The sequence below is a fragment of the Spirosoma luteum DSM 19990 genome (assembly GCF_000374065.1).
GTDB classification, from domain to species: domain Bacteria; phylum Bacteroidota; class Bacteroidia; order Cytophagales; family Spirosomataceae; genus Spirosoma; species Spirosoma luteum.
In genome coordinates this window covers 41,962-64,877 of the sequence record NZ_KB893246.1, presented here as the reverse complement: position 1 = coordinate 64,877, position 22,916 = coordinate 41,962, and the positions used below count along the sequence as shown (strand labels likewise).

The 22,916-nt window shown below is 47.4% G+C and carries 19 protein-coding genes; 2 read left to right on the top strand and 17 right to left on the bottom strand.

From position 1 onward, the window contains the following. Positions 1-105: 105 nt before the first annotated feature. From B156_RS28825 to B156_RS0104755, 3 genes are all read right to left on the bottom strand, one after another. On the bottom strand, positions 106-3,183 hold the full coding sequence (locus tag B156_RS28825; RefSeq protein ID WP_018618504.1) for a right-handed parallel beta-helix repeat-containing protein: 3,078 nt from the start codon (positions 3,181-3,183) through the stop codon (positions 106-108). A 10-nt stretch (positions 3,184-3,193) separates the two neighbouring features. Continuing rightward, the gene (locus B156_RS0104760) at positions 3,194-3,691 is read right to left on the bottom strand and encodes a response regulator (protein WP_084757664.1); all 498 of its coding nucleotides are present in this window, start codon (positions 3,689-3,691) and stop codon (positions 3,194-3,196) included. 86 nt (positions 3,692-3,777) lie between these two features. Then, positions 3,778-4,755 carry a hypothetical protein gene (locus B156_RS0104755; RefSeq protein WP_018618502.1) on the bottom strand — a complete coding sequence of 326 codons (978 nt, stop codon included), beginning with the start codon at positions 4,753-4,755 and terminating at the stop codon, positions 3,778-3,780. Positions 4,756-4,938: 183 nt separating this feature from the next. Between B156_RS0104755 and B156_RS30720 the strand changes: the two genes are divergently transcribed. Both B156_RS30720 and B156_RS0104750 read left to right on the top strand, forming a co-directional pair. Further along, the gene (locus B156_RS30720; RefSeq protein ID WP_084757662.1) at positions 4,939-5,340 is read left to right on the top strand and encodes a LytTR family DNA-binding domain-containing protein; all 402 of its coding nucleotides are present in this window, start codon (positions 4,939-4,941) and stop codon (positions 5,338-5,340) included. Positions 5,341-5,764: 424 nt separating this feature from the next. Next, a complete protein-coding gene (locus tag B156_RS0104750; RefSeq protein ID WP_018618501.1) occupies positions 5,765-6,661 on the top strand; it encodes a glycosyltransferase family protein in 897 nt (298 codons plus the stop codon). A gap of 78 nt (positions 6,662-6,739) precedes the next feature. Here B156_RS0104750 and B156_RS0104745 read toward each other — a convergent pair whose 3' ends face one another. From B156_RS0104745 to B156_RS0104680, 14 genes are all read right to left on the bottom strand, one after another. Then, complete coding sequence (locus tag B156_RS0104745; protein ID WP_018618500.1) at positions 6,740-8,458, bottom strand: IPT/TIG domain-containing protein; 1,719 nt, start codon at positions 8,456-8,458, stop codon at positions 6,740-6,742. Between the two features lie 121 nt (positions 8,459-8,579). Beyond that, a complete protein-coding gene (locus tag B156_RS0104740; RefSeq protein ID WP_018618499.1) occupies positions 8,580-9,248 on the bottom strand; it encodes an NAD-dependent epimerase/dehydratase family protein in 669 nt (222 codons plus the stop codon). A 96-nt stretch (positions 9,249-9,344) separates the two neighbouring features. Then, a complete protein-coding gene (locus B156_RS0104735) occupies positions 9,345-10,931 on the bottom strand; it encodes a hypothetical protein (RefSeq protein ID WP_018618498.1) in 1,587 nt (528 codons plus the stop codon). A 130-nt stretch (positions 10,932-11,061) separates the two neighbouring features. Then, a complete protein-coding gene (locus B156_RS0104730; RefSeq protein WP_040585187.1) occupies positions 11,062-12,327 on the bottom strand; it encodes a glycosyltransferase family 4 protein in 1,266 nt (421 codons plus the stop codon). 113 nt (positions 12,328-12,440) lie between these two features. After that, positions 12,441-13,067 carry a class I SAM-dependent methyltransferase gene (locus B156_RS0104725; protein WP_018618496.1) on the bottom strand — a complete coding sequence of 209 codons (627 nt, stop codon included), beginning with the start codon at positions 13,065-13,067 and terminating at the stop codon, positions 12,441-12,443. Positions 13,068-13,117: 50 nt separating this feature from the next. Continuing rightward, positions 13,118-13,912 carry a class I SAM-dependent methyltransferase gene (locus B156_RS0104720; RefSeq protein WP_040585118.1) on the bottom strand — a complete coding sequence of 265 codons (795 nt, stop codon included), beginning with the start codon at positions 13,910-13,912 and terminating at the stop codon, positions 13,118-13,120. A gap of 66 nt (positions 13,913-13,978) precedes the next feature. Beyond that, on the bottom strand, positions 13,979-15,307 hold the full coding sequence (locus B156_RS0104715; RefSeq protein ID WP_018618494.1) for a glycosyltransferase family 4 protein: 1,329 nt from the start codon (positions 15,305-15,307) through the stop codon (positions 13,979-13,981). A 41-nt stretch (positions 15,308-15,348) separates the two neighbouring features. Further along, positions 15,349-16,233: a glycosyltransferase family 2 protein gene (locus B156_RS0104710; RefSeq protein ID WP_018618493.1), complete on the bottom strand. Its 885-nt coding sequence runs from the start codon at positions 16,231-16,233 to the stop codon at positions 15,349-15,351. 2 nt (positions 16,234-16,235) lie between these two features. Beyond that, positions 16,236-17,486 carry an O-antigen ligase family protein gene (locus B156_RS0104705; protein WP_018618492.1) on the bottom strand — a complete coding sequence of 417 codons (1,251 nt, stop codon included), beginning with the start codon at positions 17,484-17,486 and terminating at the stop codon, positions 16,236-16,238. Continuing rightward, positions 17,483-18,616 (bottom strand): glycosyltransferase family 4 protein, encoded by a 1,134-nt coding sequence (locus tag B156_RS0104700; RefSeq protein ID WP_018618491.1) that lies wholly within the window; start codon positions 18,614-18,616, stop codon positions 17,483-17,485. The genes B156_RS0104705 and B156_RS0104700 overlap by 4 nt, the downstream gene beginning before the upstream one ends. Then, a complete protein-coding gene (locus B156_RS0104695) occupies positions 18,613-19,575 on the bottom strand; it encodes a glycosyltransferase family 2 protein (RefSeq protein WP_018618490.1) in 963 nt (320 codons plus the stop codon). Before B156_RS0104695 ends, B156_RS0104700 begins: the two co-directional genes overlap by 4 nt. Before the next feature lie 27 nt (positions 19,576-19,602). Then, on the bottom strand, positions 19,603-20,712 hold the full coding sequence (locus B156_RS0104690; protein ID WP_018618489.1) for a glycosyltransferase family 4 protein: 1,110 nt from the start codon (positions 20,710-20,712) through the stop codon (positions 19,603-19,605). 32 nt (positions 20,713-20,744) lie between these two features. Beyond that, entirely contained in the window at positions 20,745-22,112 is a 1,368-nt protein-coding gene (locus B156_RS0104685) for a flippase (RefSeq protein WP_018618488.1), read from the bottom strand. A 32-nt stretch (positions 22,113-22,144) separates the two neighbouring features. Further along, positions 22,145-22,909, bottom strand: coding sequence for a WecB/TagA/CpsF family glycosyltransferase (locus tag B156_RS0104680; RefSeq protein ID WP_018618487.1), 765 nt, complete (start codon positions 22,907-22,909; stop codon positions 22,145-22,147). Positions 22,910-22,916: the final 7 nt, after the last annotated feature.

The following is a 22,916-nucleotide window of genomic DNA, read 5'->3' as shown; positions in this document are numbered from 1 at the left end:
AGTCTATCTTAATTATATCCTCCGCGTAGCCCGGTCATCAAAAAGCCGATTGTAGTTATTATTGACTACAATCGGCTTTTTGATGACCGGGCTATTTTTTAATTTTTATCTCTTTATAAGTTTAATTACTCGTTTATCACCCGATTCGTAGTCAATGCAAAGCAGGTAAGGTGTATTGACCAATTCCTTCCCAAAATAAATGGTTTCCCCTTTACGAACCGGTTCCAGAGTGAGTTGTTGCCGCCCCAGCAGGTCCACAATCCGAATGGCCGATATATCGGCTCCGGCAGTAAGAGTAAACTCATCGGACGTTGGATTGGGATAAACTATAACGGACTCCGGCAGCAGTATGGCCCCCCGGTCATTGACCAGCAGCGTAAGATGGGCCATGTCGTCTTCTCCGTCTTCGGTGCCAGAATCGGGCGTACTGGTTGGATCGGCAAAGGTTGTTTTTGTTACTTCGGCCGCTATACTGTAGGATCCAGGAATCAACGATCTAACCTGGAATGTAAATGTAGTATCGGTGCTGAGCTGATAAACCGTGCCGGTTAGAGTACTATCTTTATAAGTAAGTCCCATGCCGTTTACCAGTAGTAGATTGGCAGGCAGTCGGCAGGTCCACTGCACCTGGCTCCTTTTCTGACCGATTGATTCACTGTGTAGGGAAAGCGACACGGTAATGATTTCGTTAACGTCCACGGCTGTCCGGTTAGTCCGTAATGACATCCTAACATCAACCGGGGGTAACGTGTCATGTAGTAAAACAACGGATGTAAACGGCTTCAGCGTAACCCGACTGGCATAATAATGGTTTTTAACGTCCCGGTATGGTTTATCCAGCAAAACGGCACTATCCCGTTGGGTAGGGTTATACACTAGTTTGATACAACTGTTGGGATCGATTGACTCGATAGCTGCTTTCTGGAGCCGGATATTGTCGAACAGGACAGGCTGTCTCTCGTCCTGGAGTTGAAAGCTGATCAGTGGGTCTGCTTCGGTAGCAGAAACCGTCAGGGCAAATTCATAGCTCTGGCGGGTGGGACCCGTTGAAAACTCGTAACGAGGGGTTAAATCCTGATAAGGACTGACGCGCTGTCGAATATAGACAACCATCTTTTTATGGGCAGAAGAGGTAGCGTCGAACCGAAGCAGGTATGTTTGGGCTTTCGTTACGGTCGGAATGCTTCTGAACAGCAATGCGTAGGAATCCCGCTTGTTCGATACGTCGGGAATGCCAAAATGTAAACTCCCCCCATCAAGCAAGGGACTGTTGATCCAGGTGAGTTGACTGTTGCCATACGGACTCCAGGTGTCCCACCCGTCCGTTGTTTTGTCGAAAGTGGTGAGCAGGTGGCTTGCGGGGTTCATGCTTTTCACCGCGTACTCTTTATACGTAAGCGGGCTTTGCCCAGAGGTAAGATCCCTGCCGTATTGAGATTGCCACTGCTGTAGATCCAGGCTGTCAACTATATCGTGGTTAGAAACCGTTTTGATAGTCGATAGGTCCTTGAACGGGCGGGCGTAGTAGTTATGCTCCATCAAGCCAAATTTGACGAGGTCGTCATTACCTGATGCATAACTAACCACCGACTGAGCCAATGTTTTGGCCAGCAGCACGTTTCTGGTCAATGTATTATCTCGGAGCAAACAGGGTGCTTTGTAGTTATATAGTAAAAGCTGACCAAGGCTATTATCGTAACTTGTATTCCGGAGTGCGTTGACGTGGTTAACTGCGTGCATAAGAATACCAAAGCCATTGCAGTTGAAAATGGTGTTGTCCAGTATAGACACATTTTCTACACAGTCGTCTAAAAATATGCCATGTGCTGCGCTGAGCGTTTTACCCGATAAATCTCCGTAGGTACCAATACCCCGCTGAATGATATTTGATTCGATACGAATATTATGAAGGGAAGCCAGATTACCATTAAAAAGGTATATGCCCCCCCCGTCGCTTTTCACCAGGCAAAAATTAGCGATCAGGTTCTTCCTGACTATGCTGTTATTCGCTACGGTGATGGCATTATAGCCAACGCTGTCAATCGTGTTGTTTTCGATAAGCGTCTGCTGCGTGGCGTGGGACTGAAACCCGATATACTGACCATCGCCCCCCTTACCCCGCCCCGCCACCACTCCAATGTGGCGAATGGTACTATTCCGAAAAATAAAATCCTGGTAGGAGTCAATATAAAATCCATTGTTGTTGCAGTTCGTAATGGAACTGTTATCAACCAGAATCGTATGTCCTGTACCCTTTATGACCACACCATCTTCGCCAGCTTCCGAAAAGTCATCCTGTATCAGCGTTAAATTTGATACGTTCGATGCGTACAGGTTCGATACCCGGGCTTGAGCAACGTGCAGATTCTGAATGGTAATGAAAGACGCGCTGGAAATATCGATAACCCGGTCAACCGACGTAGCCCTGATGCGTTGCTGGGTCGGGTTCACCTGATCCGAATACAATTGAATTGTCCTATCTTTTGAATTATAAGACCATTCTCCCGGTTGGTCGAGCGTTGCCGGGTGATTCTGGATAAAACAGGGCCAACCGTCCGAGATTGGATAGGTGGATGGGTCATCTAAAAAGAGGGTATTTCCCTGCTGCTGCCTGATGGCTGCACGGTCTATAACCCAGTATCCGGGAAATAACACAATTTCAGCCCCTGTCCAGTCCCTTGTCAGGTCTTCCTGCGTTGTTAACTGACTCGTAACCACGTGCGATTGTACTGTCAAGCTGCCCCGATTGGGTGCGTCGGCGTTCGGGTAGCGGCCTAATGGCTGGGGTATTCCGTTCATATATAGCCCCGTCAGGCGGTCGCCACAATCAGAGCAGGAAGCCTGCCAGCGATTATTACCCAGGCTAGTCCAGTTTGTGACCGGCATCGATCCAACAAGCAGTGGTTTTGCGCCACTGCCAAAGGCATCGAACCGAATAGGTTTTGATCCGGTACCAGACCGGCTGATTGACAAGGTTCCCTGAAAGGTGTCGCCCCGACGAAACAAAACCACGTCGCCAGGCTGGAGCGCAAGCTGGCTGACTTTAGCCAAAGTTTTTAATGGTTTCTCCACCGACTTACCGTCGTTGGCATCGCTACCGGTACTGGTTACATAATATGTTGTTTGAGCAAAACTCACCGACAGTACTGCACACAAGAAGAATAAACTAAAACCCCAGCGCATTACCGTACATTTATGACCCATACTGTTGATGATATAGTGGCAGTGTAACCAACTCCCACCAGTAGCGCCGTAACGAATTAAAACAACTTAGCCAATCTGCGTAGCTATTAGGCTTTACAATGTATGAAACAGCACCTAAGTCATATGCCTTCACTATATCCATATCGGCCGTCGATGAGCTAAGGACAATGACGGTTGGCTTCTTGGGAAAAATATGCTGTTTTGTAAACTTAAGCACTTCAAAACCGTCTTCTATACGGGGTAAATACAGATCAACCAGAATCAACCTTGGAAACGTATTTATATCCTGAGAGTGGGTTTCCAGATACGTTATAGCCTGCGTTTGATTATTTACCCAAATGGGATTTACTTCAGGAAAACGCTGACTCAATGCCGACCGTATAATGAGCCATTGATCAGCATTGTCTTCAATAATCAAGATCGGTAGCTGACCGGTTTTCCGTCTTCTTGGATTCCGGGGTTTTACAACAGATGGTATGGTATTCATTGAATAAAAATTTACAGGTGAAGAGTTAAAAATTAGTCTGTTTGTCTTGTGGCATAAATCACTGACAGGGTGGATGTATTACTGTATCAATGGGATTTATTGATGAGCCGTTCCAACTCACTCGTGGTGGTATCACCTGCAGCAGTAGAGACCCCTTCAATATCGTTTCGATACCGTTTTTTTGTAAGTTGTTCATTCGTCTTTTTTCCATCCATTTTTTTTTGATCTGTCGGTTTTTCAATGGATGCTACTAATTTCCTTTTTTGCAACGGTGCATCAGGCTGGCCATTATTCGCTAGTCGTTCTACCGGTGGTGCGTGGTCTGGTGAACTGAGCCGGGTTTCTTCTTTACTCGTAGGCACTACCTTGTTCTTACTTCTCTTCCGAGTCGGTGACACGGCCATCTCCGGCGTTTTAGTGGCTAAAAGGGAGGATGCCGAATTTGGAACTGTCCTCTCTTTCGGCTTATTGGTTTGGCTTTCTTGAGCGGTAGCAGGCACGGAGCGATACATAAAAGTTGCGTAGGCAGTACCAAGCAAAATGGATAAAATAAACAGCGGAGTTAGCCATCGTCTAGATAGCGACTGTTGAGACCAGACGGATTCTGTTGACTTCCTGATAACAGGCCAAGGAAATTGGATGCCGGGTAGAAAGCCCATGTATTGTCCCCTTAGAGACACGTATTTTGAATCCACCCCGTTCTGAATGCTCAGTTCACCCTTGTGCACACCAACTTTACCGGAGAAATAACGTATATGTACGTATACACCTCTATTAATAACGTCAGGAGTCAGGGTAAGGCTGGACAGAAAAATGGGATAATCATCAGTAGCAAACTGAAAATACTCCGGGGCATCTGTCGTCAGCGTTACCGAGCTGGTAATTCCCTGTTGCTTAATCTGCAGAACTAAAAAAACGGGCTTGTTAGTAGTGGTTTGTACAAACAGCAGTTCAGATGTGTTTACGTTTGGTAGTTTCTCTGTGCTAACCATTAACCGACCCGACTCTACACCGGATATATGGCTATGTAAGTTGCCCGTCTTTATTTTTTTTACAGCGGTCATAAAGTCACATCTCATTGCAAAAAATTGGCTTCGCTTCCGGAAAAACTAACAGTAAAAGCTTCAAAACACGTAACTCACTGTTTAAACTGGCAGATTTAGCGAAGTTTATTTTTTTATAAATGTAGTTAGCGCTTAGGCTTTCAGTCAGTTATCCCAACTTCTTATTTGTGATTAACCAGTATCATGCAAACAATACCAGATTTACTCCGTTCGTATTTTATCATATTTGCCCTATATAATAAATCTATTAAAATGGAAATAAATATGACATCAATTCGTCTGCCAGGTTACTCAGATTTGGTCTTAGTTGATTCAATTATTTGGCTCAAGGGAGAAGGGAGTTACACACGCATTAATTTCCGTGATAAACCTTCCTCTGTAGCTACACAACCTCTTGTATGGTTTGAACACCACCTCGACTTTATTCGGATTAATCGGTCAACGCTCGTAAATCAAAAATATATTCAAACATTCCATTGTATAGGCAATCGTTCTGGAGAAATTCAATTAGTTGATGGTACGGCGTTGTCCGTATCCAGAAGTCGACTGGATTACTTAACTGCTATCTTAAAAAAACAAGAATGATTGATCATACGACTACCGGTTATCAAACACACGAATATAATGGTCTGTTAGCATGTGCGATTAATTAATTTCTAATTAGCTATTTATTTGAATAGTTATAATATCAAGCTAAATGACAACAAAATATTGTTTACTATATTGAAATAGAGTTAATAAAATGCTTTTAGTTATTAATAATTATATTATATAGAAAATAAAGAGTTATAGAGAGACGGTGCCATTGAAGTGATTTCATTTTGAACTCGGAGTCTATGGTCCTAATTTCAAAACGTAGAAAACTGAATAACTCGTCTAGCCCATCTCGTCCTCAAAGAAGAGATGGCAAGGATTTATGTTACCTGAAAGGGCTTATGTTAAGCTAATCAAAACGATACAAAGTCTTTCTCTTCTACTTAATGTATAGAAATAACTGAACAAGTATTGTATGAACGCACCTGTAATTTTGTTTGCCTTTAAGCGTCCAGACGAACTAAAAGCAACTTTTCAGGCCCTAAAAGCTAACCATTTAGCTTCTCAGAGTGACTTAATTATTTTTGTGGATGCCCCCCGAAAAGAAGCAGATGTGGCTAAAGTGGCCGAAGTGCACGACTTTCTGGATAAAGTCTCTGGCTTCCGAACTATTCACCGAAACTATGCAAAAACAAATATAGGATGCGCTGATTCCATCATCCGGGGCGTATCCTTAGTGCTGGAAGAGTATCCATCGGCCATTATCGTGGAGGACGACTTGATTACGGCACCCAACTTTCTGGACTTCATGAACCAGGCACTGGTCCACTACAGTTCCAGTAAACGGGTGTACTCCGTAGCGGGGTATACATTTCCTTTTCCAAAGCCAGCCAACTACAACGTGGATGCTTATTTCGTTCCGCGCCACAGCCCCTGGGGTTGGGCTACTTGGGCCGACCGCTGGCAATCCATCGACTGGGCCATGACTGATTATCCAACATTTGAACGGGATAAACAGCAACAGAAAGCATTCATGCGGGGCGGCTCCGACTTAGTGGGTATGCTGCGCAGCCAAATGGAAGGGCGGGCCGATGCGTGGGATATTCGTTTCTGCTACAACCGTTTCAAAGCTGATGGATTGTCGGTTTACCCAACCGTTTCGAAAGTTGAAAATATTGGATTTGGGGAGGAGGCCACTCATACCAATATTTTCAATCGTTACAAAACGCAGTTGGACAAAGGCACTCAACGGACTTTTACCTTTCCCGAACTGGTGGAGTCTACGGCTTACTATCACCGCAAAACTCTACAGCGTTACAGCGTTCCAATCCGGATTTATAATCGATTGAAAACGCTTGCTGGTATGCGTTGATTCGTTCCGTTACAAAAGCGAGTCCCCGTCAGAAACTTGTTTCTGACGGGGACTCGCTTTTGTAACTTAGAAGACAGATTACCGGTCGTAATCAGCGGTCTGTGGATTGAACGTTGTCCAGCCTGAAAGCCAGTTGTCCGTACCGAATGCCCCTTTGTAGGCAACCGATGTAAAAAAAGAGTTGGCTAATTTCCCGCCCGTCACCACGCTCGTTAGCAATGGTGAAACCGTTTGGGGCACAAAATTAGGGGAAGTTAGATTGAAGGTCATCGAATTCAGCATCAGAGACACCAGATCGTTTGACATAATGACCTGATTAGCCCGACTGGCATCCGTAAAATAACCCGTTGCCTGCTCGTTAGTGATTACCCCCGCCCCTGCTACCGGCGTTGTTACGTTGGCCAGTACAACGCCTTTCAGGTCGATTGAACCACCCGTCAGCGCGGTTGTAGACACGGCTGATTCAATCCGCAGCCCTTCAGGATACCCGTAAAACAGGGAATTGTAGATGGCAATCGCACTGTTCCGGCGCAGATGGATAGCCGACTGGTAAGGCCCTGTTCCGTTGGCTGTGTTAGTAGCTGTGGGCGCGTCACTGAAAGCGAAATTACTGATGTTAGCAAACACGGGTGCGGTTTGCGGTAACTGATTGAACAGCACAACGGGGGGAGCGTCCGTCTTCTCATTCGGGTCGTAGTTCTCCACGTCAAATCCGTTCGAGCCGGATTGATCCGCTACGGCCGGGTCGCGCAGGGATACACCAAATTGCACGTTACCCACATAGCCCCAGTCTACCGTCCAATCATCGTCTAGCGTACGGTAGGCAAATAAGTTTTTTGCATTCACGGAACCGCCAAACCAGGAAAAAGCATCGCTTCCGCAGTACGACACCTGCACATGGTCGATGATTGTTTTGGCTCCCACGCCAATCATGGTCAGGCCACTGAGTTTAGGGTTCTGTACAGTGGGTTGAAGCGCACCGGGCTGAACAGCACCGGCGTACTCGATGCGCACATATTGAAGTACACCGGAGTTATCGAACGGTTCGCCATAGGCTGCTACTGTACCCCGAATACCGTTTGGATAATACAGGCTCGCTGGTCGGTTTACAGGAGATCGGCCCACCAGTGCCACGCCCCCCCAGTCGCCGGGTTTACGCTGACCAGCAGGTTTAATGGACGTAAAAACAATTGGTTTGGCCGCCGTTCCTCTGGCAAACAACTGACCCCTTCGTTCGATGACGAGCGCACCTGCCCGTTTAGGCTCACTGGGGCTCGGGTTCGGGTCTCGTTCCGGCCCGGCTCCTTTAATAATAGTGCCGGGTTGAATAGTAAGGGTATGGTCTTCGGGAATATATACCATACCCCGCAGTACATAAATAGAATCGCTCGTCCAGGTTGGGTTAGTGTAAATAGTGCCGAATTTTTCGGCAATTGGTTTGGGCGGAGCCACGTATTTAGTAAAGGAAGTGGGGCTTTGAACGGTCTGGCCACCGGAGGTAACCGATATTGGCCCACTGGTAACGCCTTCGGGAACGGTAACGATGATTTGCGTGGGCGAAACTGACACGATTGTAGCCACTACTCCCCCAATGCTAATAGTTGTGCTGGCCGGATCGAAGTTATTGCCGTTTACGGCAATAGTGCTGCCAACGGGAGCCGTAGCTGGGTCAATACTGCTTATACCAACTATTGGTTTTGGCTCAGGCTCGTCGGGTGTCTTTTTACAGCCTGTAATAGCCGCTGACAGGCTGCACACCAAGAGCAGCAGGTAGTGTAATTTGATAAATTGTTTCATAGTTATAAAGATTTACTGTTAGTTCATTAATTTGCAAATAGTTACTGTTAATCAGTTTAATTGACTTACTCTATTGGTTGGAGGTGAAATATACTACCTTAATATGCTATTGGTGAATTAGTTAATAATACTTATGAAGTAATTGAATGGTGTATAGAATAGCCTGTTGTTCGTTTGCTTCCGTTCCAGATTGCACTCCGTTATCAGGCGCGTTTTGGGAAAGTATTTCATAGATAGCCCGCTGACCCGTATAAGCTTCAATAGCTTTTACCATAGCTAATGGACTTAATGAGTGTGGATGAACGACCAGATAAATTTGATTCCAGGCATCCGGGGTATTGATGTAAGCGACAACTGTTTTGTACAAATCGTCAATGTCAAGCAGATTTCGGATGGCGTTTTGCCACAAACGGAACGAATCGCCCTGGCGGATACGGTTTACAAAAAAATTAAGGATGGTATTGGGATTTCCAGGGCCACCTACCACGTTGGAGGCCCGAATAACAATGTATTTGGAAGCTCGCCGTGCAATCAGCTGTTCAATACGCAGCTTATGCTGCACATACATTGAATGCTGCTCAGCCGGGTCGGTAATGCTGGCAGTACTAAAATAAACAAACAAACAATCAGGCATTTGCTGAAGCGTTTGCTCAACCAGCTTCTGCTCCCGGATATAGGGTTCGGGGCAAGTCTCTTTTGAGTTAGACACACCCGAAGCAAATATCGTAACCTCATTACAGTTCGAAAAACTACTGAAATATTTGGCAATCATGCCATTACCGATCACCATACTAGTTTTATTTTTTGAGACAGAAGACTGTAAATTGATTTTGTCAATAGTTGAGAGATAAATGCCACCATGTCAGGCAACACCGTTGACTAGGATTTAGTAGTTTTTTTTGCGTTTCTGAAAAGTACACTCCAGAAGCCGGTGTCCCGGTATGGCAATAGGCAGCTCTCTTATCACCTCTACCCGCCCCCTCTTGATGTAATCCTCGATCTGATAAATGGCCTGTTCATCAACGACGTAGAAATGAGGGAAATTGGCAGCGTTGAACGTATCAGCGAGCACGAGGCCTTTGATATTGTATTTCTCTCTTAAGGAAGCCAAAATTTTATAATCGGTGGTTGCGCTTCTGATGTTGTTGGGTTGAGTGGCGTTTTTCCAGTCTAACAGAAACGACACGTTGGGCCGTTGTTTGTGGAACCATATCGGCAGAAAGTAATCTGCCCGCTCAACGAACACCGGATAGTCAGCGTTTTGCCGGGGTAGATACGTTAGGATACTACTACGGAAAGAAGACTCCATTTTCCAGACTTTATAAAAAATAACGCCCCCCAGCAAAAGTGCGTAAACGGGCAGCAAACGGGCCAAACGGAACACAGACTGCGGTTGCCCCGTAAAAAAGTAGTAGGCGTAAACGAGCTGAAACATGATCAGCAACTGGCTGGGCCACATGTACCTGCTGATAAAAATGGAGGTGTACGTTAGTGATACCGTCAACGCGATGAGTAAAACGGTCAGGTAGATAAAGCCCGACAGCAGAAAAAACTTGAACGCTTCGTCCTGGCGAACCGCCTGAAAACCGCCCTTAAGCCCGCGTATGGCTACGTACAGGTATAAACCTACCACCAGCATTACCCGCAGCACATCAAACCATAGCGACGGAAGAAACCATTTTAGTTTTATGGGAACGCCAGGAATCAGATCGCCAAAATTTGAAAAGAACGAGTTTACTGTGGGCAATGGTATCCAGGAATGGGGTTTGCCCGCATCGGATTGAATAACAAAGCTTGGATACCAGGCTACCAGCCAAACCATCGCTATTACTCCGAAAGTAGCCAGCACAAACCAATAATTCCGTTGCCCGGACCAAAGCAGCAAAATCAGGAATGCCGCCCCGGAAACGGCCAGATAAAGCGCACCGTAGTTATGACAGAAAGCCATCAATAATCCTACTATAACATGGGCTATCAACAGCCGTACACTGCCAGGATTATTGATAAGCTGGTGCAGAATAATAAAGTACGCACAGCTAATAGGCAAGAAAATAGCGTATGACCGGATGCCAGTTGCGTGTACAAAGTTCTGATGGGTCATATAAACCATGACCGTAATCAGCAAAAAATTAATGACGCCATTACCAATAAGCCGGGTAGTGTACCAGAAAAAACCGGCTATCGTACCCGCAAACAGCACCACTCCGAGTACCCGTAAAAACAACGGATTCAGACTGATATAGTGACCAAAGAACCAGTACACGTTGCAAAACAAGGGCGGGTTAGCGTCCATTCCACTCATGATGGCGTCGTTGACGTGAGCCAGCGATGGATCGGAAAGAAGTACGTAACTCAGCACCTCGTCCATCCATAGCCACGGCTCTCTAAATTGCAACCCAAAAGCAATACTGATTGCCAGTAACAGAAATACGCCCACACTTAGCCGCCCTGTTTCTTTTTTGTTTAGTACCATAATGCTTCAGGACAGGTTGTTTTAACTGAATTGATGCAAACCTGAATCCTAATCAGGCAGGCAACAATCTGTTTTTTAAGGCCAGTATTCATGCTGGCAATTCCGGGCAATAGCCGCCCGGCTCGTCCATTCACCGTATTGGCTCGTAATCAACCGATGCACTGGTTTTCTGCCTTACGGCAGCTATGTAGTAGGTCTGGATAATGTGCTTAATTTTTACCTCCCATACTTGCTGCTGAGCAAAGTAGTACGCATTTAAACCCATTTCGAGCCGTTCGGCTTCATGGTGATACATCCACTCAATGGCTTTTGCCAATTGGTCGGTCACCACCTCCGGGGTGGTAACCGGAACGCGGATACCAGTCGAATCGTTGATTATTTCGGCCTGGCCGTGCAAGTTGAGGGTAACAACCGGGAGCGTATAGCTCATGGCTTCCATCAACTGAGCGGGGCCGGTATCCCGAAGGCTGGTAAAAATGAATACGTCAGCTTTGCGATAAAACGCTTTAACCTGCTCGTAGTCGACCCGGCCCACCCAGGTAACCCGATTCGCCAGGTTATACCGGGCAATGTACTCAGGCATGTATTTGCCCATTTCGCCATCGCCCAACACAGTCAGGTGAACAGGCAGTTTGGGATCCACTTTGCTCAATCCATGAAGCGTCAATTCAAGGGCTTTGCGGGGCATCAGGCGGCCTACCCAAATCAGCTTCAGGCTATCCTGGGGGGAACGAAGTATGGGTTCTGAAGGCACAAAACTTTTGCTGACCCCGCCAAATTCTTTTTTAACGGCTTTTTGTCGGCCAAGTGAATGAACCAGTCGGCGCGTATCTTCATTCCACACCAGCACAAAATTAGCCCGGCGCACCGACTGATAGCAGCCGGGATTGAACATCAACATGAGTTTACTAACCACCGAACGCATTCTTTCTTTAACCCAATAGTCTCTAAAGTAGCGACGCATCACCTTAGGAGCTTCCTGCCCACCACCCACCGGCCCATATATGAACGGACGCTTTAATTTGTAGAGAAAGCTGCCTAACTGAAGACTGGTATAACTCACGTGATGCACCAGATCGAACTGATGCCGTTGATCCAGCCGCTGGGCTACTTTATAGGCCCTCCACTGCCAGTATAGGTAATGGAAGTACAGACCCAACAATCCTTTATAATAGGCTTTATCTAACCAGCGAGGCATCTTGACGTAAACAAATGTTAGGTTGGGATACTGGGATTCGGCCATTTTTTGCTCTATGCTATTCTGTCCAATATCTCTGGTCAGGCACCAGACGCGATACCCCTGCTGACTTATTAACGAGGAATAATGCCAGCCATTTCCTTCCTCAGACCCCCGGTTTGGAATGCAGGCGTAGGCAGAAATCAAAATCTTTTTCATAAAGCGGGTCATTTGCCATTTTATATAGGGAGCTTTAGTATTCTTGCTTTATAGAATCTATAGACATACAAAAGCCAGATTCCTTTTGCACCGATGCATTAGCGTTGGTAACGCTAATAGGTGACAGTAGCTAAATAGCTGCCGTAGACGTTGAAGAGCGGGAACCGCTCACCCACGTATCTCGACGCTTTACCGCTTCCTGCTATGCTAACCAATGTAAGTCCACAGGTGGCCAATTTATCTTTAAGAATGCCGGTAGCCATGATGTTAACATGCGATGGATCGTCAAAAATGTGCGTTCGTCCCATCTTTGTTACCAGGTAAGATTCCGGATTGGGCGTGGTTAACAGAATTTTTCCGCCTGGTTTCAGTACCCGTTTAAATTCTCTGAAGGTGGACAGCAGATCTGGGTCAGCCAGGTGTTCCACAAATTCACCCGCTACAATACCATCAAAGAAATCGGCTTCAAAGGGCAATTCGGCAGCACTGCCTGCTACCGCCCGGTGATAAACACCGGCTGGAATCTGCTCAATACGTTCGGGCAACAGATCAATACCATACAAATCGATACCCGGAAATAGTTGTTTCAATACGTTGCCGCCCCGACCTGTATTACAGCCACAGTCCAGAACCCGCAGACTGTTTCCGGGCAGATGCCGGGCAAACTGCCGATACCGGTCCAAGGTGAATTTACTGTGTTCACTCCACGTTTGCTGCTGATTTGCTTCAATGTTGTTCATCTCCTTAGTGATTTGATAAATATTAAATCTGTTTATACGAGTTGGGTGCCTTATTTTTTGCCAAAAAATACCTTACGGTAGTTCGTAGCCAATGGGTGTTTCGACAGAATTGGCGGAAATAGTACGTATTGATCGATTATTTCTTTGCTGAAAAAATGCTCGTCGATACCTGTAACCGCAAATCCACAGGCGGTGAGCATATCAACAAAATCATCTCCGTAAATGCGCAGATGATCACGCTGACCAAATATGCGTTCGCGTTCCTGGGGGCTGGTAATGGACAAATCCTCGATAGTCTGTTTCAGATTGTCTTTCTGAGGAACGGTAAACACACAGTAGCCACCCGGTTTCAGCACCCGGTACACCTCCCTGATGGCACCCATATGGTCTGGAACGTGTTCCAGCACGTCGCAGGCAATAACACAATCGAATGACTCATCGCCAATGGCTTTCATGGCCGAAATGTCAATGTTATAATCAATGCGGCTATACGCATATCCTTCGGCCAGGAAATCGGCTGTTTTATAACTGCCTGCTTTGCTACGCATTACTTTTTCCAGGTGTTTTTCCGGCGCGAAATGCAGAACACTTTTATTCTCGATAAGTTTGTCAAATCCAAACTCATTAAGCAGGCTGAAGGCAGCCATTAGCAACCGGTGCCGTACGGTCGATTTACAATAGGGGCAGATAACGTGCTGATGCCAGCCATCGCTGGCGAGATGGTTCGATTTGTACTGGCAGATGTTACATTCTACCGTTTTACCGGCTACCGTATAATATACCTGCGAAGCCTGAAGATACGTACCCATTACAGCATGCTTGATTGACCTCAATGTCTGTTTCATAGTATTGTCTTGAAAAATGAATGACCTACCTGTTATTTTCTCTTTCTGTTGCTGGCAGGGAGCCAATTAATGCGCCTTGATCACTCTATTTCCCGTTGAATTGGCTTTCATCCCAGAAACCATAGCATCTTCTTCCAAGTCAATGGACTCATTGACCCGTGACGGATTTAACACGGCCGGGTATAAAACATCGATGAATCGGCGAATTTTGGTTTCCCAAAGTTGAGTAAGGGCAAATTCGAACGCCTGACGACCCATCATCAGGCGTTCGGTGGGATGAGCAGCCATCCATTCAATAGCCCTTGCCAGGTCGGCGGCTACCCGGTCTGGCGTAGTAACCGGCACTTTAATGCCCGTTGATACGCTCACTATTTCGGCCTGCCCGTGCAAATCGAGCGTAACGATGGGTAGCGAGTAAGCCATAGCTTCCATCAACTGATGCGGTCCCGAATCGCGCAGGCTGGTGAAGAAAAATACGTCTGACTCCCGAAAAAAGCCTTTTACCTCGTCGTGCGTCACATGACCAACCCAGTTGACGCGGTTGCTTACGCCGTACTGCCGAATGTAGTGCGGCACCTGGTCGGCTAGGTCGCCCCGTCCTCCAACAATGGTTAACTCTACAGGTAGCGCAGCATCGACCTGACCGAGTGCCTGAATGGTTAGTTCCAGCGCTTTGCGGGGCAGCATTCGGCCCACCCACAGTAGTTTGAGCACTTTACCCGGTACATGCTCAACGGGGGGCTGTGGCAAAAATGATACACTTATACCCGCATCAAGTATCCGTTCAATGGGTTGTTCGGGTCGGAAACGCCGGGCCAGCCAGTAGGTGTCGGCGTTAGTAACGATAACCCGGTCTGCCTTGTGGAGCGTTTTATAAAAGCCGGGGTTGACGTACTCCATCAATCGGCCAATCCGCGCCCGCATCCGCTCACGCCCCCAGTATTTACCGAAATACTGCTTCATGGATTCGGGGGCCTGCTGCCCGCCACTCACCGGGCCAAAAATGAATGGCTTCCCCAGTCGGTACATAAAACTACCCAACTGAAGACTACCATAAGTAATATGGTGAACCAGATCGAACTGATGCCGTTGATTAAGCTGTATAGCCAGTTGGCTGGCTACCCATTGCCAGTACAGGTAGTGAAAATACAGGCCAGGTAAGCCTTTATGATACGCTTTTTCTACCCAGTCTGGCACAACTACATAGTGAACGGTGAAGTTCGGATACAGGCCAGCCTGTAGGATGGGGTCGATGGCGGCTTTCCCCTTTTGCTGAGTCAGGCAATGAACTTCTGTGTTATTTTGACTCAGCAAACGCGCATATATCCAGCCTGTTTCTTCTTCAGAACCGACGTTCGGAATGCAGGCATAAGCAGATATAAGGACTTTTTTCATGGTATATGGAAGAATTGAGGCTGATAATAAACGGGGAAGCACTACGTAGGGCGCATCATCCGAATTTTCCGAAGCAGAAAACCCGTGCAGATACGGCCAACATCGAAAACGAAAAAAAGCAACCCGCTTTTAGAGTGGGCAATGGCAAAGTTATAGCGCACCCGTAGATTCGTCGGCGATTTAATCGACGTAAAGCCGTCGATGAACTGCTTCAGGCTGACTCCCTTTTCCACCTGGATACCAGTTGCCCTGACAAACTCATAAACAACGCTGCTGGCACTTACAATCAGCCGATACCCGGCTTTACGCGCCCGAATCGAGAACTCGACATCAGCCATGTAGTGCGGAAAGTTTTGGGAGTCAAATAAGCCGATTTTGTCAAAAACCGACATTGGAATCAGCGTACCCCGCCCCGGCAGCGACTGTGACTCCACGAAGGCCGCCCGGCGGGTAAGTTCCCGGTAGCTGTATCCATAATCGGCGGCCAGGTGATGCCCCCCAGCGGTGTAAAGTTCAAATTTAGAACCAGCGTACTCCAACTTATCGGGATTGTCGCTGTCTACGCTTACCGATCCCACCAGGCACGGCTGGTGCTTTTGGTAGGCATTCAGCATACTCTGTAGGTAGTCAGGAATTACACGGGTATCGTCATTGAGAGTCAGCACAAAGTTTTTATACCGGTTGTTTTGGTGTTGCTGCGTGTACCGGATGCCCCAGTTGGTAGCCTCGGCCCACCACAGGTTACCATCGCCCTGTAACACGATAACATCCGCAAACTCCCGGCGAATCATGTCAGCAGTACCATCGGTAGATCCATCGTCCACTACAATAATCTGAAAATCGCGGTATGTCTGCGCTGTCAGACACGCCAGGCACTGCCGGGTATAATCGATTCGGTTATGAACGGGAATAACAATGCTAATCACGGCTATATAGGTTTGAACAGCGTTGCCGCTGGTGATAAATCGTAGTCGACGGCCGTTTCGGTCGGTTCGTCAACGGTAGAATAGGTCGGCTTTCGCTTAAGCCCCATGTACATACCTACCCCCACTAACCCCCAGTACTGGACGGGAAACTGATACCCTGCCCCGTATATCAACCCACTGGCAATAAACCCAAACAAGACAAGTTGATCGGTAGACAGAATCTGGCCCGACCGGTAAAGAACCACCAATGCGCCCAAGATTAGAACCAGGTGGATCAACAAACCAAAAGCCCCGTAGTTGAAAAGCATGTCGATATACTGCGAGTGAATAATGGTTCCTTTTTCCTCGAAGTCTGGATTCTCCATGATTTCGCCCCGGTCGTAACCTTCATACCGCCAGCCAAATAATGGCCGTTCCGGTATCTGACTCAAGTAATATTCGGACTGCTCTACGCGCCAACTAGCCGTATTATCTTCCTCAGGCGACAGGATACCGCCGATGCTGGTCATCATAGCGGCTACCTTTTTTTCGGGTAACAGCCCCACAAACGGCAAAGCGATGGTTACTAAAAGCGTGAACAGAATAAGGGTGCGACCCAGTGGCAACCCGCCACCTGACGAAACTTTACCCAGCAGGGATAACCCGACAACTATGCCAGCGGCTACCACCGCCGATGAAATCACCGTTCGATGCAGCAAAACAATAATGACCAAAAAGCAGAAAAGGGCCGTAATCAGGTGAATTGGCCGATGATGCTTCAGGTAGTTTGCCAGGTAATACAGGAACGGAATCAGGAAATAATAGGCATCCGGTGAGAGCGTAGTCCGAGTATCGGAATTAAACGCGTAACCGAAAATACGACCCAGTACAATTTGGTCGAAGAAGAAGAAAAAGAAGATTATATTAACCGCCTGCTTTATATCAATGGGTTCTGACCGAATTGCTAAACAATAGGCCCCAATGGCCACGCTGCAATAGGCGAAGCGTTTAATAACAAAGTAAGAATAAATGTATTGACCGTATTCATACTTGGATTCCAGCACGAGCAGGATGATCCCCAACCCCAACACCCAGCCCACAGTTTTGTACAGACCGGGGATGCTGAAATATCCATACACAAATAGCCCCATGCTCAAAATCGGAGCCAGGTTAACCAGCATATCCGAGTAGGCCTGGTGATCACCCCCATGCGTTAACGTACCAATGCCAAACAGCAGGTAGAACAGCCCAAGTCTATGTAGCCAGGTGATCATGCAGCCTGCTGGATTTGGTGATAAAAAGAAACTAACTCCGTCACTGACTTGGGGTGGTTGAAGTGCTGGTCGGCGAAGTCGGCCTGCGCCCGCTTCAGTTCCCGTCTAAAACTGGCGTCAAAATAGATGGCTACTTCGTCGGTGAGTGTATTGAGGTTGTTTCCATTCAGCAACCCAAAATTCGCCGGTAACATTTCCGGCACACCCCCTACGGGCAGGGCTAGCACGGGCGTTTGAACGGCTAAGGCTTCAATTATAGCGTAGGGGCAGTTGTCGTTCAGGGCTGTATGAATGTACAAATCAGACTGCGCCACCAATCGCCACGAATCGGTTTGTCGGCCACAAAACTTGATTTGTTCGCCCAGGCCGAGATGTTCAACCAATGCTTCATATTCAACCCGCTTGGGACCATCGCCAATGAGCCATATGATGAAGTTATTGATCCCCCGCTCACGCAGCTTATGGCCAATCTGAATCAGAAGTTTCTGATTTTTGCGTTCATCTATGTAACCTACGTTACTGATAATAAGCTGACTATCCTGATTTCGACTAACAATGTCAGCAGCGTTGTCAATATTAACTGTATTGTAAATGGTTATCTTTTTGATATCATCAGGCAGCAGGTGTTGTGATTTTTGGTAGCCGTAACCAGACGTAAACACGTAGTTTTTTATGTGCGAGAATAAGTACCTGTACCAGGTCGAAAAACGGCGTTCAAACCAACTATTCATCGGAAATCGGCTAACCAGTTCACTCACTGGGCTATCGTTGAAATGACACGACAGCACTGCCGGAACCCGTTTGTTAAGAGCCAGGAAAGCGGCCCCCCCAGATTTAGCATCCTGCGCGTGAATCAGGTCAAATTTTTCATTTCGATGGCCGCGAACAGTCCAGTACATACTGGTGAAGTAGGCGAACTCTTCGAACAAAGCCCGGCTAGCTGGACCAAATGGATGCATCAGCCGCTTTAGGAGTCCCATACACTTCCGCCAGGTAAACGGCGTATCGGACGCATCCAGAATACGAACAGTCATACCCTGTTTTTGCAAATCCTCGGCCAGTCGGTTGTAGTACATCACAACGCCGGACGGCGAATGGTTGACCAAGACGGTGGTAATAAGTACGTTCATTTTTGAGGTTGGTTGATGGCTAGAATAGTCCTGGGTTTTTCGTTGTCAAACACGCCAAACCAACCATCCAGGTAAGCTGCCGTGTAAAACTTCATCCGTTTCAGTTTATGGTCGTCGTGCAAAGCCACCTGAATCAGCTGCGTCGATAGGGCTTTGGCAAAGCTGCCGGTCAGTCGAATTTTGTGAAGCGGTTTCAGCTTGGGCCAAGCTTCCCGCTTCAGCCATATGTTATTCCGAATGCCGTAAAAGCGAATCCACAGTTTATCGATAGCGTAAGCACTTCTACCATTGAATTGTGAGAGCGCGGGTTTCGATGCACAGAAGTGATCGATACGGGCCGTATGCAGCAATGCAATTTTACCAACCTGGTTTTTCAGGCGCAGGCTATATTCTACATCGTCATTGTGGATAAAAAATTCGGAGCGGGGCAGCCCTACGGCTTGCACTGAACTATACGGCAATAATAACCCTACAAATGAAGCGAAGTCGATAGCCGAAATGGAAGTACTGTTGCCTTTTTCCTCTAAAGGTTCTTGCAACGATGATAGATTGGGACTATATGTTAGGTTAGCTCGGTGAAACGCCGGTATTTTATCTTCCTCATACACCGTAGGGGCCAGCCCGGCATAGGTTTCCTTGAGCGGTATGGCCAGCAGTTTTTCCAGACACCCTTCTTCCGGACTGCAATCGTCGTCCATTACCCAAAACCAGTCGTACTGCTTCTCAAAAGCATACTTCAACCCGTGATGAAAGCCGCCCGCGCCCCCCAGGTTGTTTCGGCTCGTCAGGCAGAATAAATCTGTCTGCTGCGCCAGCCAGTCGGCCGTTCCGTCGGTACTGCCGTTGTTGAAAACGACGATAGCCGCCAGTGGGTAGGATTGCCTACGCAGACTGCGGATGCATTCCTTCAAATCGACCAGGCGATTATACGTTACTACGATAGCCGCTACAGTGTTCATTATTGATGGTTTTATTAACGTTCTGATTCACTCTAATTCTTTATAAAGTTTGAGCGTCCTGTCAACGGTATTTTCCCAGGAAAATTCCAGCAGTCGTTCCTGCCCTTTTTTGATCAGTTCCTGCTTCAATTCATTGTTACTGAGTATCTGCTCAATGGCGTTAATGAGTGAATCTGGCTCGTTAAAATTTACGTAAAGTGCTGCGTCTCCAGCTACTTCGGGTAGCGAACTACTATCATTAATTATACACGGGCATTGGCAGTCGAACGCTTCCAGAATGGGTATGCCAAATCCTTCGTACAGTGACGGAAAAATAAAGGCTGTGGCCTGCTGATATAGCTTCCGCAAAATTTGGTCATTTATGTCCCGCTGCTCCACCAAATCATCAACTTTAAGTGACAGAATCAACTGGCGTTCTGACTCAGTAAAAGCTCCGCCCCCCGCGCACAATAATTTCAGTTTATATTTTTTTAATACAGGATATATTGCTGACAGCATACCATTAAAATTCTTATAAACGTGTCGGCTACCTACGTATAAAAGATAGGGATTTGGCGCCCTATCAGGCTCTTCTGTTGTGCTGATGACGGAAGGTGGGAATGAGCACCCATGATAGATAACCTCAATTTTTTCGGGGTTTACGTCAAGTAATTCAATGATATCCCGTTTTGTACTTTCAGAAACCGCAATGATACGGTCGGCCTGATTGGCCAGGAGTTTTTTCCGGGCAATAATGCCCTGGTCGAAGGTTAATTCTTTGAACTGGTTAGAGAACTTTTCGTGAATCATATCATGAAACGTTACGACCAGTGGTTTGCGATTCAGGTATGGAATAAAGTATGAATCAAAATAGGTGGGGTGTAAAATGTCGTACTGCTTTTTCTTGAGTGCCGACAGCGTATAAAACTTATTTATCTCGTAGATAAGTCGCTTTTTTCGTCTGAACTCTTTATTAAGTAAAAAATTATTGATGTCAAACCCTTTTTCTTTCAGATGAATATTATTGGAAAACAGCAACGGCAACGCGGCCGAATAATCGGGGGTGTGGTTTATGCCATGAATCAGTTCAGAAAAATAGCGGGATACGCCACCGTAGGTGTGGAGTGAAAAGGCCTGATGATCGAAGAGGATTTTCATGGTGTTCAATAACACTTTCTTTAATCTGATTGTCAGTTTTGTACGCGCTGCCCCAGCAGTTTAGCTACCTGATTTTTGGTAAAGTCAATGGCTTCGTGGAGGTAACTCAACTGAATGACCTGGATGCCTTTGTAGCGGAGATACCCGTACATACTCAGGGTAATCCAGAACTCAGCCATTACCCAGGCGTAAGCGGCTCCTATGTATCCCGACTTTTGTATGCACAGCATATTCAGCCCTAAGCCAATGACCGAACCGCAGGCCGTGATGACGAAAAAGGCGCGGTCCATCCGTAAATTCAGCATGGTATGTAACCCCAGCAGGTTACTGATGCCCACCATAATAGGAAGCAGTGACACGATACGCAACACCAGAATAGCCTCCTGAAATTTGCTGCCGTAGAGTAGGGTTATAAACACTGGTGCAACAAGCCACAACACTACCGACACGATTACCATGAATAGGGCCAATGGGAAAAACGTAGTCCGGACAATGTGTAATCCCTCCGCCCGTCCTTTCCCAAAAGCGTTGGCCACAATGGGAAAAAAAGCCTGATTGAGGGCCATGCTAACAAAGGCCCGGGTAATTGCTTCGATACGGGTGCCCGCCGAAAAGATACCCACGTTATACGCCGTTGTAAACAGCCCCAACAAAAACACGGACGAACCAGCGTACAACGTAATCATCACTGAAGAGAAAAATAGGGTGCTGTCCTCCCGAAACCGATTACGCAAGGCAGCGCGCGTGGGCAACGTAAACGTCACCTTGAACCGACGTAAGGCCACCCGCAGCGCCACAACGCTTACCAGTACCTGCGCTACGCTGATCGTAAGGTTCTGGTAGATATAATCTTCTGGTTGCCGAATTAGCACAAACACCGACAGGGTAAGCAGAAATTTCACCCCCAGGTTAAAGATGGCTACCCGGCCCAGATCTTCCATAGCCTGAAACAGCCAGATCGGAAACAGCACTACGCCAACGCAGCTCAGGTACGTGCAGACATGCAGCCATAAGTGCGCCCTAAATACCGGATTGTAGTAGGAAAGGCCCGCAAAAACCAGGGTCGACAGCCCAAACAACAGGGCTTTACCCGTCAGCACCTCGCTAAAAACCCGGTTTACCAGTTCCTTATTATTCCGATCGGCGGCAATGGCACGCACGGCCGCCATTTCGAATCCGTAGTTGATGAACAGCGTGAAATAGGCGACGTAGGCCGTCGAGAAATTCAACAGTCCCAACCGTTCAGGCCCAATGATGCGCACCACATACGGCACCGTCAGGAGCGGCAGCAGCAAGTTTGCCATATGGACGCTGAAGAGCGAAGCCACGTTTATCGTAAATCGTTTAAGTACCGATTTCGACAGGACTGGCTGCACATCAGCAACGGTAGTTGTATTCATATTTATTTTTCGTTGAGACAAAACGCTCAGGATTAGGCCCGAACGGGTTTGGACGACCGAAAAGCTTCCTTTAGATTAAACCAGATGAACAAGGGAACAACCCGACCGTATCGACCTGCCAGGCGTTTAGGCTCGACTAGTACCCGGAAAAACCACTCCAGCGACAGCTTCTGCATCCATGCCGGTGCCTGCGTAACCCGGTCTGTATGGAAATCGAAAGCGGCTCCAACCGTCACTAGAAAATGTACGTTCGTGAACTGTGCCAGTTGATTGGCAAACCGCTCTTGCTTGGGCGACCCCAGCCCAATCCAGACAATATTTGCGCCCGACTGGTTGATGGTGTCGGCCAAGGCCCTCATCTCGTCATCGGTCATTTCTCGAAATGGTGGGCAGAACGTCCCGACCACCCGGTTATTGCCGAACTTCTGGCTAACGGCGGCTTTCAGGTCGTCCGCTACGCCTTCTTTACCTCCGCAGAAAAAATGGCTAACCGGCTGGTTGGCCCCTTCGGTAAGTATGCGTTTGAAAAAGTCGGGGCCATAGCATCGCGTCATTTGGGAGGCTCCCCGCCAGCGCCCAAGCCAGACACTGGGCATTCCATCGGGCAGTACCCAGTAGAAGGAGTCGAGCAGCGTTCTGAACGCCGGTTGCCGGTAAGCTGTAACCAGGCCGTGGGCGTCCGTGGCACTGACGCATCGGTTCTGGCGGGGGTAAGCGACTTCGCTTTGCGCCAGACACTGCCGAACAGCCTCATCCAGACCCGCATCAAACAGCGTAACGTTGAGAACCTTTGTCATGTATATC

Excerpts from the sequence above, each read along its gene's own strand:
- B156_RS28825 (WP_018618504.1), bottom strand. The coding sequence starts at position 3,183 with ATGCGCTGGGGTTTTAGTTTATTCTTCTTGTGTGCAGTACTGTCGGTG.
- B156_RS0104760 (WP_084757664.1), bottom strand. The coding sequence starts at position 3,691 with ATGAATACCATACCATCTGTTGTAAAACCCCGGAATCCAAGAAGACGG.
- B156_RS0104755 (WP_018618502.1), bottom strand. The coding sequence starts at position 4,755 with ATGACCGCTGTAAAAAAAATAAAGACGGGCAACTTACATAGCCATATA.
- B156_RS30720 (WP_084757662.1), top strand. The coding sequence starts at position 4,939 with ATGCAAACAATACCAGATTTACTCCGTTCGTATTTTATCATATTTGCC.
- B156_RS0104750 (WP_018618501.1), top strand. The coding sequence starts at position 5,765 with ATGAACGCACCTGTAATTTTGTTTGCCTTTAAGCGTCCAGACGAACTA.
- B156_RS0104745 (WP_018618500.1), bottom strand. The coding sequence starts at position 8,458 with ATGAAACAATTTATCAAATTACACTACCTGCTGCTCTTGGTGTGCAGC.
- B156_RS0104740 (WP_018618499.1), bottom strand. The coding sequence starts at position 9,248 with ATGGTGATCGGTAATGGCATGATTGCCAAATATTTCAGTAGTTTTTCG.
- B156_RS0104735 (WP_018618498.1), bottom strand. The coding sequence starts at position 10,931 with ATGGTACTAAACAAAAAAGAAACAGGGCGGCTAAGTGTGGGCGTATTT.
- B156_RS0104730 (WP_040585187.1), bottom strand. The coding sequence starts at position 12,327 with ATGAAAAAGATTTTGATTTCTGCCTACGCCTGCATTCCAAACCGGGGG.
- B156_RS0104725 (WP_018618496.1), bottom strand. The coding sequence starts at position 13,067 with ATGAACAACATTGAAGCAAATCAGCAGCAAACGTGGAGTGAACACAGT.
- B156_RS0104720 (WP_040585118.1), bottom strand. The coding sequence starts at position 13,912 with ATGAAACAGACATTGAGGTCAATCAAGCATGCTGTAATGGGTACGTAT.
- B156_RS0104715 (WP_018618494.1), bottom strand. The coding sequence starts at position 15,307 with ATGAAAAAAGTCCTTATATCTGCTTATGCCTGCATTCCGAACGTCGGT.
- B156_RS0104705 (WP_018618492.1), bottom strand. The coding sequence starts at position 17,486 with ATGATCACCTGGCTACATAGACTTGGGCTGTTCTACCTGCTGTTTGGC.
- B156_RS0104700 (WP_018618491.1), bottom strand. The coding sequence starts at position 18,616 with ATGAACGTACTTATTACCACCGTCTTGGTCAACCATTCGCCGTCCGGC.
- B156_RS0104695 (WP_018618490.1), bottom strand. The coding sequence starts at position 19,575 with ATGAACACTGTAGCGGCTATCGTAGTAACGTATAATCGCCTGGTCGAT.
- B156_RS0104690 (WP_018618489.1), bottom strand. The coding sequence starts at position 20,712 with ATGAAAATCCTCTTCGATCATCAGGCCTTTTCACTCCACACCTACGGT.
- B156_RS0104685 (WP_018618488.1), bottom strand. The coding sequence starts at position 22,112 with ATGAATACAACTACCGTTGCTGATGTGCAGCCAGTCCTGTCGAAATCG.
- B156_RS0104680 (WP_018618487.1), bottom strand. The coding sequence starts at position 22,909 with ATGACAAAGGTTCTCAACGTTACGCTGTTTGATGCGGGTCTGGATGAG.